The organism is Atribacterota bacterium (assembly GCA_039638595.1).
Classification (GTDB): domain Bacteria; phylum Atribacterota; class Atribacteria; order Atribacterales; family Caldatribacteriaceae; genus Profundicultor; species Profundicultor thermophilus.
In genome coordinates this window covers 1-12575 of record JBDIWM010000050.1, presented here as the reverse complement: position 1 = coordinate 12575, position 12575 = coordinate 1, and the positions used below count along the sequence as shown (strand labels likewise).

16 protein-coding genes are annotated in these 12575 nt (G+C 48.0%); 7 read left to right on the top strand and 9 right to left on the bottom strand.

Features of this window, described 5'->3' with window-relative positions:
* Nucleotides 1–716 (bottom strand): substrate-binding domain-containing protein (locus ABDK92_09715; GenBank protein ID MEN3186883.1); only part of this gene is annotated, 716 nt, incomplete at its 3' end.
* Between the two features lie 212 nt (nt 717–928).
* Here ABDK92_09715 and ABDK92_09710 point away from each other — a divergent pair.
* Both ABDK92_09710 and ABDK92_09705 read left to right on the top strand, forming a co-directional pair.
* Nucleotides 929–1843 (top strand): ABC transporter ATP-binding protein, encoded by a 915-nt coding sequence (locus ABDK92_09710; protein MEN3186882.1) that lies wholly within the window; start codon nt 929–931, stop codon nt 1841–1843.
* Nucleotides 1840–2898: an ABC transporter permease gene (locus tag ABDK92_09705; protein ID MEN3186881.1), complete on the top strand. Its 1059-nt coding sequence runs from the start codon at nt 1840–1842 to the stop codon at nt 2896–2898. Before ABDK92_09710 ends, ABDK92_09705 begins: the two co-directional genes overlap by 4 nt.
* On the opposite strand, the gene ABDK92_09700 is transcribed toward ABDK92_09705, so the two are convergent.
* A complete protein-coding gene (locus ABDK92_09700; GenBank protein MEN3186880.1) occupies nt 2899–3186 on the bottom strand; it encodes a DUF2284 domain-containing protein in 288 nt (95 codons plus the stop codon).
* A gap of 337 nt (nt 3187–3523) precedes the next feature.
* On the opposite strand from ABDK92_09700, the gene ABDK92_09695 reads away from it, so the two are divergent.
* On the top strand, nt 3524–3973 hold the full coding sequence (locus ABDK92_09695) for a flavodoxin family protein (protein ID MEN3186879.1): 450 nt from the start codon (nt 3524–3526) through the stop codon (nt 3971–3973).
* Nucleotides 3970–4881 carry a class II aldolase/adducin family protein gene (locus ABDK92_09690; GenBank protein ID MEN3186878.1) on the top strand — a complete coding sequence of 304 codons (912 nt, stop codon included), beginning with the start codon at nt 3970–3972 and terminating at the stop codon, nt 4879–4881. Before ABDK92_09695 ends, ABDK92_09690 begins: the two co-directional genes overlap by 4 nt.
* 8 nt (nt 4882–4889) lie before the next feature.
* Here the strand turns inward: ABDK92_09690 and ABDK92_09685 are convergent, their stop codons facing one another.
* Complete coding sequence (locus ABDK92_09685) at nt 4890–5660, bottom strand: tRNA (adenine-N1)-methyltransferase (protein ID MEN3186877.1); 771 nt, start codon at nt 5658–5660, stop codon at nt 4890–4892.
* Between the two features lie 239 nt (nt 5661–5899).
* Here ABDK92_09685 and rsmG point away from each other — a divergent pair, with 239 nt between their 5' ends.
* Nucleotides 5900–6625, top strand: a complete 726-nt coding sequence (rsmG, locus tag ABDK92_09680) for a 16S rRNA (guanine(527)-N(7))-methyltransferase RsmG (GenBank protein MEN3186876.1) — start codon at nt 5900–5902, stop codon at nt 6623–6625.
* 52 nt (nt 6626–6677) lie between these two features.
* Here the strand turns inward: rsmG and mnmE are convergent, their stop codons facing one another.
* The 6 genes from mnmE to rpmH are packed head-to-tail and all read right to left on the bottom strand — an operon-like array spanning nt 6678 to nt 10363.
* Nucleotides 6678–8054, bottom strand: a complete 1377-nt coding sequence (mnmE, locus tag ABDK92_09675; GenBank protein ID MEN3186875.1) for a tRNA uridine-5-carboxymethylaminomethyl(34) synthesis GTPase MnmE — start codon at nt 8052–8054, stop codon at nt 6678–6680.
* Complete coding sequence (gene jag / locus ABDK92_09670) at nt 8044–8904, bottom strand: RNA-binding cell elongation regulator Jag/EloR (GenBank protein ID MEN3186874.1); 861 nt, start codon at nt 8902–8904, stop codon at nt 8044–8046. The genes mnmE and jag overlap by 11 nt, the downstream gene beginning before the upstream one ends.
* A complete protein-coding gene (locus ABDK92_09665; protein ID MEN3186873.1) occupies nt 8888–9631 on the bottom strand; it encodes a YidC/Oxa1 family membrane protein insertase in 744 nt (247 codons plus the stop codon). Before ABDK92_09665 ends, jag begins: the two co-directional genes overlap by 17 nt.
* A 21-nt stretch (nt 9632–9652) precedes the next feature.
* Nucleotides 9653–9874, bottom strand: coding sequence for a membrane protein insertion efficiency factor YidD (gene yidD, locus ABDK92_09660; protein MEN3186872.1), 222 nt, complete (start codon nt 9872–9874; stop codon nt 9653–9655).
* Between the two features lie 13 nt (nt 9875–9887).
* Nucleotides 9888–10220: a ribonuclease P protein component gene (gene rnpA / locus ABDK92_09655; GenBank protein ID MEN3186871.1), complete on the bottom strand. Its 333-nt coding sequence runs from the start codon at nt 10218–10220 to the stop codon at nt 9888–9890.
* A gap of 8 nt (nt 10221–10228) precedes the next feature.
* The gene (gene rpmH / locus ABDK92_09650; protein MEN3186870.1) at nt 10229–10363 is read right to left on the bottom strand and encodes a 50S ribosomal protein L34; all 135 of its coding nucleotides are present in this window, start codon (nt 10361–10363) and stop codon (nt 10229–10231) included.
* Nucleotides 10364–10595: 232 nt separating this feature from the next.
* Here rpmH and ABDK92_09645 point away from each other — a divergent pair, with 232 nt between their 5' ends.
* Nucleotides 10596–12053: an FGGY-family carbohydrate kinase gene (locus ABDK92_09645; GenBank protein MEN3186869.1), complete on the top strand. Its 1458-nt coding sequence runs from the start codon at nt 10596–10598 to the stop codon at nt 12051–12053.
* A 65-nt stretch (nt 12054–12118) separates the two neighbouring features.
* On the top strand, nt 12119–12575 hold a 457-nt coding region (locus ABDK92_09640; GenBank protein ID MEN3186868.1), incomplete at its 3' end, for a hypothetical protein.

Sequence of the window (12575 nt, the reverse complement as noted above, 5' to 3'; positions counted from 1 at the left end):
TGAGCCTGTGCTTCATCTTCCCGGTTTTCCAGGACCTCCAAAAGCTCAATCCCTTTCCCAAATTGGGTAATAACCTCTCTGAATCCTTCCACCTTTTGGAAATGATCCTCGATTTCCATGGACCCCACCATCACCACCACCCTACCTCCTTGCGAGACAAAATGACTCATCAGTTCCCCAGCCAGTTCCCCATTCTTTCGGGGATCCACACAAACCGAAGTGAGGCGTTTACTCCTCGGTGCATCAGTCGAAACCGTAACCACCGGAATGTTACGCTCAGCAAAGCGATCAATGAAATGGTTGAAACGACTCCGGTGCCCAGGGGTAAACACCACACCATCAACCTCTTCTTTTAAAAGAGTCTGCAGAGCTTCTTCTTCACCCTTTCCCAGACTTTCAATGTCCTTTAAAAGAGGAGTGACCTTGAAGTTTCGCAGTCGTTCCATGGCATCCAGAAAACCGCGCCGAATGTCATCATAAAAATAGTGTAATTCTTTAGGGAAAATGGCGGCAAACACAAGAGGTTTTTTACGACTCATGACACTGGCAATACAATTGGTTTTGTAACCTAGGGACCGAGCAACGTTGAGGATTTTTTGCTTTGTCTGTGGTTTGATGTCCCCCCGATTGTGCAAAGCCCGATCCACAGTCCCCGTAGAAAAACCAGAAATTCTGGCAATATCTTTAATGGTTGGACGTTTCGCTCGATAAGGCATTTTTCCGTTAACGTTAACGAATTTTTAGAATTATACCACACCAGTCCCAAAAAAACAATGTTTATTAATACGTTAGCGTACTTTTTATAATCTAATCATTTTCGAAGTGTATAATGAAAAAAGAAGAATGTTTGCTCTTAAGTTGGATGGAACATTTTTCATGGTCCAACCGATTGTATGGCCATATCATCGAGGATGAGGGAGGAAGTTCTATGTGGGCTATATTTGTGGAAGGATTGCGAAAATACTACGGCTCGGTTAAAGCCGTGGATGGAGTGAGCTTCGGTATCGTACCAGGAGAAGTTTTCGGTCTTTTAGGACCAAATGGAGCAGGTAAAACCACCACCGTGGAAACCATCATTGGTCTCACCAAAAGAGACCAGGGCACGGTTATGGTTCTGGGATTAGACCCTCTGACTGACCCAACTTCTATCAAATCCCGAGTCGGGGTTCAGTTGCAGGGAGCTCATCTTTTTCCGCGACTCACGGTTCTTGAAACGATTCGTCTTTTTGGTTCTTTTTACCCTAAAAGTCGTCCTGAGAAAGAAATTCTTTCCCTCACCGGCCTTCAGGAAAAAGCTCGAACCCTGGTTGAAAAACTCAGCGGAGGGCAGTTGAAACGCCTCAGTGTAGGACTGGCACTGGTTGGAGAAGTGGAAGTCGTATTCCTTGACGAACCGACGTCTGGTCTTGATCCCCAGTCCAGGCGAAACCTTTGGGAAGTTATTGGTACTCTGAAAAAAGAGGGGAAAACTGTTCTACTCACCACCCACTACCTCGATGAAGCCGAAAAACTCTGCGACCGGGTAGCCATCATTGACCATGGAAAAATCATTGCTCTGGGAAAACCCCGGGATCTCGTCGCTGAACATTTCCGGGAAAAGGCTGTCGAAATCCCCCGGGAAGAAGTAAATGATTACAGTGTTTTCTCCGTACTCCCAAGCCTTACCCGGATCGGTGTTGATGAGGAAAAGATGACCCTCTACACCCTGGACCTTCCTCAAATATTCACCGACCTAAGCCATTTAGCCGAAAAAGGTCAGGTGACGCTCCGAAACGTCACGGTGCGTGAAGCAACCCTGGAAGATGTGTTCCTCAAACTTACAGGAAGGAGGATGCGAGATTGAAGGTCTTTGTCCACCTGGTCTTTGCTCACCTTAAGAACAACATCCGAGATCGAATGGCCCTTTTCTGGTTCCTTGCCTTTCCGGTATTATTTGTCTTCCTTTTCGGAACCATCTTTGGAGGAGGAGGAGGAGGAAAACCATCGCCACTTTCCGTGAGTATCGTCGAAGTTACGCCAACGCCTTATGGAGAAGCACTCCATCGCGCCTTGACCCAGGAAAATACCGTACGACTCTTTTCTGAAGCGAGCCCCTTAGCCTTCGAAGCCCTTCGAACCAGAAAGCGTGACATCGTGGTGCAGATCGAAGAAAGGAAAATCACCATCTATACCCACCCCCAAAGCGCTGAGCGCACTCAAGCATTTCTAGGACACTTGAAGGGCTTCCTGTTTGAACAAAAACTGCAAGAGACAGGACAGAGTTTTAATATCCCTATCGAAACGCAAACCATTGGCGTTCCCCATGCCCGCCAGATTGATTATTTTCTCCCCGGGGCCTTGGCCATGGCTCTCATGCAACTGGGACTCTTCGGAACACTTGACTTCGTGAGCTTGCGAGAACGAAAAATCATCCGTCACCTGGGTGCAACACCTCTACGCAGGAGCCTTCTCCTTGTAAGCGAAATAACCGTTCGGATGGGAATTTCTCTTTTGCAAACCGTGGTCATCGTCGTCGCTGGCTGGGCGTTCTTTAAGGTCCAGATTTCTGGATCTCCAGCCATATTCTTGCCCTGGGTGCTCTTTGGTTCAGCCACCTTCGTGAGCCTGGGATACTTCATCGTTTCCTTTACGAAGACTATCGAAAGCGCCGAGGGAATCATCCAGATGGTCCAGTTTCCCATGATGTTCCTCTCTGGGATTTTCTTTCCTCCGGAGATGATGCCGGAATCAATCCGATTTATCCCCCGACTCCTTCCTCTCAGTTATCTTGGTGACGCCCTCCGGAATGTCATGGTGGGCATTCCGGCTCAGTTCGGCATAGTCCAGGATTTTGTCGTCCTTCTGGGGTGGCTGGGGGTATCTACGTTTCTGGCTGTACGATTCTTCCGCTTCGAATAACTATGCGAGCAGAAGCAAAGCGTAATAGTTGGGCTTTTCAGATTGAGAGCGAACCATCCGAAGGGGAAAACCGAACTTCCGAACCGTGGTGTACACGTCGATGCCACAGGCTTCCATTGGCGGGCGGGCACTTTCAGGGTGCCGACAAGGGTACTGTAAGGGACAAGGATCGCACAGTTCGCATGGTCCAGAGGGCATGGCAAAAGCTTTTTCATATCCTGCAAGAAAAACTTCCCTTTCCAGGTGAGCACAGATTGCTCGCAAACTTTGGTATTCTTCTGGCTTCATGATGAGCATCGCAAGAGTACGAATCGAGTATTTTCCTGGTCATTTCTGGTGTTGGGGAATAGGGAGGGCAGGTGAGCGATTGCCCATACCCATCACAACCATACTGACATTTCAGTCTTACCCATTCCGCAGTCACCACCTCCCGGAGATTAACAAACCGATACGCCTGAACCCTCCCGGCGAGCAACGCTTCAAAAAGAGGCTCGATGTTCCATCCTGATATGTATCGACCTCCTTGCGATCAGAATACACCACTCATTGTAGAGGAAGAGCGTACCCTTTTCCACTCCCTCTACAATATGGTAGGATGGAAAAGGAGGTGAAGGCATTGCGAAGTATGCTGGTGGTGGTCTCGGTGCATCATGGAAACACGCGAAAGATAGCAGAAAGGATGGCAAAAGAACTCGGGGCTCAGCTTGTGGAACCAGAAGAAATTAACCCCTCCGAAATCCTCACCTACGATCTGTTAGGACTGGGGTCAGGGATCTTTTTTGGTCGTTTTCACAAAAGAATTCTCAAGTTTGTGGACAACCTTCCGCCCGGAAGAGGAAAAAAAGCATTCGTTTTTTCCACAAGTGGCCTGGGACAATCTTCCTATAATGAACCATTAAGGGTGATACTCAGAGAGAAAGGGTTTGAGGTGGTGGGAAGTTTTACCTGTCGAGGATACGATACCTTTAGCCTCCTGAAAGTTTTTGGGGGAATCAACCGGGGAAGACCCAATGAGGAAGACCTGAGGGCTTCGAGTGTATTCGCTGCCCAGCTCAAGGAGGGAATCAAATCATGAAACTGGAGACCCTGAAAAAAGAGGTATGGTGGGCAAATGCGCATCTTCCAGAGGAAAATCCGATTACCACTACCTGGGGAAACGTAAGTGGTATCGATCGGGAAGAAGGACTGATTGTGACCAGACCGGATGGCATTCCCCACCGCGAACTCCAATTAGAACACATGGTGGTTGTGGACCAGAAGGGAAACACCGTGGAGGGACGCCTTCGTCCCTTCCCAGATATTCTGACCCACTGTATCCTCTACCAACATTTTCCTGAAATCGGTAGTATTGCGCACACCTATTCATCTTTCGCCTGTGTGTGGGCGCAGGCTGGTTTTGGAATACCCTGTCTTGGGGTCATCCATGCACATTGCTTTCGAGGAACCATCCCCTGCACCCGGGCCCTCACCACGGAGGAAATGAAGGAGAACTACCAGCATTCGGTAGGAAAGGTCATTGTGGAACGATTCCACTTGCTCGACTACCGTGAAATACCGGGGGTGCTTGTGGCCTATCACGGACCATTCACCTGGGGTCAGTACCCCCGCGAAGCCTTGTATCACAGCGTGGTTCTTGAAGAAGTAGCCAAAACCACATATTTTGCCCTGCTTTTCAACCCCAAGAGAAAACCTGTGCCTCCAGCACTTCTCCGGCAACCACTCTTTCCGAGTTATGACCTTTCGGTATATTCCAAAGAGCGACTATCCACATCATACAAGACCTTGAAGCTGGCGGGGAACAAAGTCGAAGCCGAACTCATCAGAGGACACCTGGAAAACGAGGGGATTGGCGTTATCCTCAAGCCCTCAACGTTTCCCTACGGTGGAGAAGCGTATTTCGGGGACACTGGTCCTTTTGAGATTCAGGTTCCCGAAGAGCGCCTTCTAGATGCCCAGCGAATTATTGCCGACCTCGAAAAATAAGTCGGCAATCACTCTGTAAACACCTTGCGCGCAAAAATCATATAAGTGGTGTGGGCTACCATTCGATCCACAGGCCGAAAGGTAGAGGGATTGGTTTTATATTCTCTGAAGAGACCTTCCCATACCGAGATAGAACGAAAAGAAAGGAGGCGCAAGCTCTTTAGAACCTCCATCACCTGCGAAGCCGTAGGGGAAACAATTCCTATTCTTCCTCCACCTCGTAGCACTTCCCAGCACTGCCTGAGATAATCCCAGGGTTGGGGAACATCTAGGAAGAGGGCATCAACCTCGCGTTCCTCAAAACCCTGTTCGATGTCCCTCGATTTGATTTCCACCCGATCGAGCACATTCCAGTTCGAAAGATTCTCCACAGCCACCTGGATAAATTCGTCCCGCTTCTCATACGCATACACTTTCCCCGAAGCACCCACGATTCTTGCCAGTGCTCCGCACATGGCTCCACTTCCTAAGCCAACATCGATAACCCGATCTCCTTCCTTAACATCAAGGTAAAGGAGAATATAACCCAGATCCTTGGGGTACACAATCTGAGTTCGTCGCTTCATATGAAAAATATTTTCCACGATACCCGGTTGCAAGAGATAAGCTCTTTTACCTTGAGAAGTGAGCACATACTCACCAAATTCTTTACCCAACACATCCTTTAAAGTAATGTTCCCAAGGTGCGTTCCGAAAATTTTATCTTCTTTCACGCACAACAGGTACTCTTTCCCATCTTCTAAGTAGACGTACACCCGGTCTCCCTCGTGAATCGGCATCCTTTTCCTCCCTTTTCCATACTATTTGAGATTATAGCACGCTTCTTGACCTTTACTAAAAAGGAAAAACGAGGAAAACCGCTGTGGATAACCTGTGGATTACTTAACGTACTTTCGTACAGTCCAAATTCAAATGGTCATTGACGCTCTAGTACAAGTACAATAATCTCAATATTAGTATGCATTTAGGAAAAGAACGGGGGGTTCAATGGTTCTAGAAAGGAAGGCCAACATACGCTGTGGATAACCTGTGGAAAGAAGAGAGAGCGTTCCTCAAAGAAGGAATCCAAAAATTAGGCATTTCGATGGGAAAAGAAGATGTGGAAAAGCTGGAAAACTACATCACCCTCCTTTTCGAATGGAACAGGGTACTCAATCTCACTGGTTGTGAAGAGAAAACCACCATCATCACCGAGCTTGTCCTTGATTCTCTGAGCGGCCTGCGCTTCGTGGAAGGCTCAACCCTCATCGATGTAGGCACGGGAGGGGGGATACCAGGAATTCCCCTAAAAATCGCCCGTCCTGACCTGACTCTTGCCTTGCTCGAGTCCCAAAAAAAGAAGGTTTCTTTTCTCAACGAAGCAGTGGCCAAACTTAACCTTCTTCAGGTTCACATTCAGAATGATCGGGCGGAGAATGTTGCCTTTCATCCGCTTTGGCGAGAACAGTTTGATACAGCTACTGCCAAAGCCCTAGCTCCTCTGGCGATAGCCTTAGAACTCACCGTCCCTTTTCTGAAAATTGGAGGACTCGGGATCTATTACAAAGGGAAACGCTACCAGGAAGAAATCCAGAAAGCCCAAAGGGCACTTGGAATCCTCTCTTGCGTGATTGAAAACATCAGGGAAGTGTCTATCCCTTTTAGGGAGCGAAAAACCTACCTGATTCTGGTGCGGAAGAGAGGACCAACTCCTTCCTCTTTTCCCCGTAAAGCAGGTTTCCCCCAGAAGAAACCTCTTTTATAAAATGTTCCACGTGGAACACTGTTGGTAGAATACAGTGTTCCACGTGGAACATTTACTTGCCAAGACAAAAGTGAGAAAAAATAGTCTCCAGGAGTTTCTCATCGATATTTTCTCCAGTAACCTGCTTTATCTTCCACAAAATCTCATCCAAACGCAAGCCAACCACATCAATCGATAAACCACTCTGAATCTCCCGCTCTAACTCAGCGATGTCCCAGACAACGGTTTTCAGCGTTTCCCTCTGGTGAGCGCTCATCAGAGTCAAATCCTCTTCCGGCCCAATTTGTTCGCGCAATCTCTCTGTAATCTTACGGATTAGCGTTTCTTTACCTTCCCCAGTAAGAGCAGAAATTTCAATAATCTCTTCTCCCGGATAAAACCGACCAAGTGCTTCTTTAGAAAGAACCGGAGGCAAATCACTTTTGTTAAAGACCACGATATGGGGTTTTGCCCCCACGATCCCGGCAATCCTCAAGTCGTCGTCTTCCAAAGGACGACTTCGGTCAAAAATGACAATCACAAGGTCCGCATCCTTCAAATACTCCTCCGCTTTTTCCACTCCCACTCGCTCAATGAAATCAACACCATCCCGAATCCCAGCAGTGTCCACAAAGCGAATGGGGAGTCCTTCAAGAAGTACCATTTCTTCGATTGCATCCCGGGTCGTTCCCGGAAAAGGGGTCACAATGGCTCTTTCTTTCCCCACCATAACGTTAAGGAAGCTCGATTTCCCCACGTTGGGTTTCCCGGCGATAACCACCAGAAAACCTTCCTGAAGCACTTGAGTTCTCTCACCATTCTTAATTTCCTTTTCTATGCCCTCTCTCAGGGAAGAGAGTTCCTTGAGGAGCAATCCCTCGATATTCGGAACCGGTACATCGAGAAAATCGCAACTCACCTGAACGTGGGCTTGAAGGAGCACCAGCGTATCCTGCCAGGCACGGACTTTCCGACCCCACTCTCCCTTGAGTGCTCGTAAAGAGAGTTCCAGAGCTTTTTCTGAGCGAGCACGGATGATTTCTGCCACTGCTTCCGCCTGCGCAAGGTCAACGCGACCGTTGAGAAAAGCACGTTCGGTGAATTCTCCGGGCCTTGCCATCCTGGCCCCTTCACGGAGACACAGCTCGAAAACCTTACGCAGAAGCAACGGTCCTCCATGCAGATGAAATTCGACCACGTCTTCCCGGGTATAACTGCGTGGTGCTCGCATCACCACGCAGAGGGCTTCATCAAGAAGGAATCCTCTTTCCGGATCCACAAGATCCCCCAAGTAAAAACGAAAAGAAGAGAAATCTTCTACCTTTTTTCCAGAACGGGCACGAAAAAGCCGAGAAGCAATGGGTACCGCCTCCCGGCCACTCATTCGAACGATTCCTATCGCCCCAATCCCCAGCGGCGTTGCCGGAGCAACAATGGTATCATTCTCCAAAAGTTTTCTTCTGTCCTCCCGATTTGCGAGGCCGTCTTCCTGTATTCCGACCTCTCTTCTCCGCACCGGTAGATTTTGGCGAATTGCGCTCGGTTTTCTTTCCTGAACTCCGTTCCTTTTCTTCATTCGTATCCCTAAATTCCACGACCACTCGCCTTGCCGGTTCAAAGCCCACACTGTAAGTCACCACCTGCGGGTACTCCTTCAGGGTGGTGTGGATAATACGCCGCTCCCGAGCATTCATAGGTTCCAGTTTAATCTTTTTCCTTTCTCGAATTACTTTTTGGGCTACTTTTTCAGCCAGCTTTCGGAGGGTTTCTTCTCTTCGCTTCTTGTAATTGGCAATATCCAGTTCTACAAAGCCTCCTTCAAACCCTCTCTTGGAAAGAAAAGTCCGAAGCAAAACTTCCATGGCTTCCAGAGTTTCCCCCTTGCGACCGATGAGGATTCCAGAATCCTTCCCATCAACGACGCAGCTCAGTTTCACCCCTTCCTGTCGCGCGGTAACCTCTACATCGACCCGCATCTTATCAATTAACCCTTGGAGAAAGTCCACTGCGGCTTTTTGCAACTCAATAAGGTCTGCAGGAACCTTTTTCTGTGACTCCTTTAAAGGACGAGAAACTCTGGGCACCTCTTCCTCGGATTGCACCACATCCAAAGTTTCTTCTTCCTGCTCATCAACCCAGACTCGCACTTTCACCACCTTAGGCACTAAGATCCCCAAAAATCCCTTATTTTCAGATAGCACCTCATAATTCAAGTGTTCCCTGGGTACGTCAAAATATCGAGAAGCCCGCTCTAATACTTCTTCCAGGCTTTTCCCTGAAACTTCAACGCTTCTTTTCATTCTTTTTTTCCCCCTTTTTACGCAAAGAAGCTCTTGAAGGGTTTTCTGCTTGAGTCAGGTTTGGAAGAGTAGCAGGGGAAAGAGCAACCTTACTTTTGCGAATCTGGAGCTCCAGGAGATATTGCTGAAATATGTAAAAAAGATTCGAAACAAACCAGTACAGGAGCACTCCTGAAGGCAAACCCCAGCTAATGAAAACCAGGAAAACGGGCATCACAACCATAAGGAGGAGGTTTTGCTGCGACGCTTCTCCCCCCATCGACGGAGTGGATATCTTCTGCTGAATAAAAGTAGTGATACCCATGGCCAGAGGAAGAATGTAGTACGGGTCCTTCTGAGAGAGACTGGGAAGCCATAAAAAACCAGCCTGACCATAATCGTAGGTCACAAGAACCCGGTAAAGCACAAAGAGAAAAGGAAGCTGAATGAGAAGGGGCAGGCATCCTCCCAAAGGACTGACGCCTTTTTCTTTATAAAGCTTCATCAGCTCCTGGTTTAACTTCTGTGGTTCCTTACCATACTTTTCCTGCAATTTTTTCACCTCGGGCTGGATCTCCTGCATAGCTCGAGTGGAAAGATTCTGTTTGTGAATGACCGGATAAAGCGCCAGGCGAACCACTACAGTAAGGAGAATTATGGAAATGCCATAGTTGCCCGTCAGGTTGTAAAAAAACCGCAACACAAACTCCATTAATTTGGCCAAACCATCCCAAAGTTGTGAAAACATGCTCCAACCACCTTTTCTTTCTTATTTTACCGGGTCATATCCACCCCGAGAGTACGGATGACAGCGCATCACCCTCCAGATAGCCATCGTCCCTCCCCGGAACAACCCATGTTTCTGCAACGCTTCTCTAGCATATTGAGAACAGGTTGGCTCGAAACGACAGGAGGGAGGGAAAAATGGAGACACAAATCGTTGATACCACGCCAAACATCGGTCAACGCCACAAACCAAAAGTCGCTCAATCTTCACGATTTCCTTAGTCCTCGTCGCTTATGGGAACGTCTTCCAATAACTGTCCCATCCAGGATTGAATATCGGCAAAACGTACCGAACAGAGTTTTTCGTCACCCCAAAAGATAAAATCAACTGGGCTTTTACACCACCGAGGATAAAAACGAACCCGAAAGGCTTCTCTCAAACGCCGCCTCACTCGATTCCGGTACACCGCCTTCTTACTCTTTCCCACAAAGGCAACCCGCAAATCCCCACCCTCACGCTTCAGAAAAAAAAATTTCAATAGCCCGACCCGCTTTCGCTTTCCCTGCTGGAATACCCGAATGAAGTCTCTCTTTCGAGTCAGGCTTTTCATTGCCTCAATCACACAGTGAGACGTTTACGCCCCTTCTTTCTTCTGCGGCTTAAGACTTCTCGCCCGGCCCTCGTTTCCATTCTGGCGCGAAAGCCATGAGTTCTCTTCATTCTAACTCGATGTGGTTGATAGGTCCTCTTCATGGAAAATGTTTCTCCTTTCTTCGTTGCTCCAAAATTTAGCCGTGGTTAAATTATATTGCAAGCGTCCCTGTAGGTCAACCATGGTTCCATCAGAACCCCCGGTTAACTTCCCATCAAAGCAGAGCAGGGAATTCATAGCCGTGGTGTTCACAGTGTTTCCAGTGCCAATTCATGCACCGGGAAAATAATCCTGATAGAATAGAAAATAATACCAGTGAGCGGAGGAAAGTTCATGAACAAAGACTATGCCTTTGTTTTAGGAATCGATCTGGGTACTCAGGGAGTACGCAGTATCATTACTAACCTCAATGGAAAGGTGGTCGTTCAGGAACGAGAAATACTTGCTTCTTCTTGCGTGGAAGGAGCGATTTTCGAACAGGACCCCGGAGAATGGGTAAAGAAGGTTGATATCTGCGTTGCCAGAGCACTGAGGAAATTTTTTACCATGGGATACCATAAAGAGACTCTTTTTGCTCTTTCCTGTGATTCCACCTCAGGAACAGTGGTAGCCGTGGACGAAGATGGGAATGTCCTTCGTCCTGCCATCATGTACAACGATTCCCGAGCCAGAGAGGAAGCATCACTTACCAATAGCACCGCGGCGTCTTTCTGCGAAAAAATGGGATACCGCTTCGACCCCTCTTTCGCCCTGTGCAAAGTCCTCTGGATTAAAAGACACCAACCCCAGTTATTTGAAAAAACCCGATACTTTCTCCATGCTGCTGACTACTTAGTGGGAATCTTAACCGGAGAGTGGGGAATATCTGACATCTCCAACGCACTCAAGATGGGTTATGACCTCTTCGATCGAGCATGGCCTCCATTCATCGAGAAAGACCTGGGGATACCCATAGCAAAGCTTCCTAAGGTGTTCACGACCGGTGAAGTTGTCGGGGAACTCCATCCCCACTGGAAAGAGAAATGGGAATGCGCCAAAATGAAAGTGGTGGTGGGAGCCACCGATGGTACAGCTTCTTTTTATGCTTCGGGAGTGGAGCAAGTGGGGGACATCTCGTCCACTCTGGGAACAACACTGGTTATCCGCAGCATTTCGGAACGGCATATTAAAGATCCTAAAGGGCGGGTTTACTGTCACCTTCATCCAGAGGGATTCTGGCTTCCTGGAGGCGCCAGTAACACTGGGGGAGAGTGCCTCAACCATTTTTTTCCGAGTGCTAACTTTTCCGAATGGGATGAACGAGTGAAACACCTGAATTTGCCCACTTCCTTACTGGTGTATCCTCTGGTACGCCAGGGAGAACGTCTACCACTTGCCAATCCAAAAGCTCAATTTTTTAAGGTGGGAGAAGCGAAGGACCCACTCACGTTTTATGCAGCGTGCCTGGAGGGGGTGGGATACATCGAGCGATACAGTTTCGAAGTCTTAGAATCACTGGGGGCAAGCTCCATTAAACGGGTTTTTTCATCTGGAAGTGGAGCCAAGAGTACAATCTGGAACCAGATTCGAGCACACATCCTGAACCGACCTATAAAACTTCCTTCCACACTCGAATCGGCTATGGGTTCCTGTATCATTGCGGCATCGCCATTTTTGGGAGGACTAAGCCGGGCTGCTCAGACAATGGTAAAAATCTGTGCCACCATTGACCCTCAACCGGAGAAGGCACGCCAATACGAAGAAAGATACCGACATTTTATAGAGGAATGCCGAAAAAGGGGGTATGAGTAAATGAATCTCTAAAATTTTCTCTCATCCTGCCGATATTAACAGATATAAGAAAGGGGGTATTCATCTTGCAAATTAGAACCAAAATGAGTTTGGGTTTTACGGTCCTCGCTATTCTTGCTACTCTGGGGGGGTTGGTCGCCATCTTTGCCTTCATGCAGGTGAACTCTTCTTTTTCCACCGTCCGAGAATCCACACCACTTCTTTTTGCCACCTCCCGCCTGAAAGATTTGATTTCCCAAAACGAGAATTTGTTAGCCACCTATCTTTCGGAAGAAAATTCAGAACGGTTACAAACCATAGAAGAAAACGCGGCCATACTCCACGCTCGTTTTTCAGCCTATCTTGAAGCCCTGCGCCTGGGGAGCGAAAATGAGGAATTCAAGAATTCTCCCCATTTTTCCACCTGGCAACAGGAAGGGTTTCCTTACTCTTTGTCACCCATACCGAAGGGAAGTCCACTTTTCGAGAAACTGCAGAGTTTGAAAACCTCGTACCTCGATTACCGGCTGAAAATGCAAACCG

What these genes read in the sequence shown, in the direction of transcription:
- ABDK92_09665 (MEN3186873.1), bottom strand. Translation starts at nt 9,631, where the DNA reads ATGTTTTCACAACTTTGGGATGGTTTGGCCAAATTAATGGAGTTTGTG.
- ABDK92_09690 (MEN3186878.1), top strand. Translation starts at nt 3,970, where the DNA reads ATGAAACTGGAGACCCTGAAAAAAGAGGTATGGTGGGCAAATGCGCAT.
- rpmH (MEN3186870.1), bottom strand. Translation starts at nt 10,363, where the DNA reads ATGAAGAGGACCTATCAACCACATCGAGTTAGAATGAAGAGAACTCAT.
- ABDK92_09700 (MEN3186880.1), bottom strand. Translation starts at nt 3,186, where the DNA reads ATGAAGCCAGAAGAATACCAAAGTTTGCGAGCAATCTGTGCTCACCTG.
- ABDK92_09695 (MEN3186879.1), top strand. Translation starts at nt 3,524, where the DNA reads ATGCTGGTGGTGGTCTCGGTGCATCATGGAAACACGCGAAAGATAGCA.
- ABDK92_09710 (MEN3186882.1), top strand. Translation starts at nt 929, where the DNA reads ATGTGGGCTATATTTGTGGAAGGATTGCGAAAATACTACGGCTCGGTT.
- rnpA (MEN3186871.1), bottom strand. Translation starts at nt 10,220, where the DNA reads ATGAAAAGCCTGACTCGAAAGAGAGACTTCATTCGGGTATTCCAGCAG.
- ABDK92_09645 (MEN3186869.1), top strand. Translation starts at nt 10,596, where the DNA reads ATGAACAAAGACTATGCCTTTGTTTTAGGAATCGATCTGGGTACTCAG.
- jag (MEN3186874.1), bottom strand. Translation starts at nt 8,904, where the DNA reads ATGAAAAGAAGCGTTGAAGTTTCAGGGAAAAGCCTGGAAGAAGTATTA.
- ABDK92_09685 (MEN3186877.1), bottom strand. Translation starts at nt 5,660, where the DNA reads ATGCCGATTCACGAGGGAGACCGGGTGTACGTCTACTTAGAAGATGGG.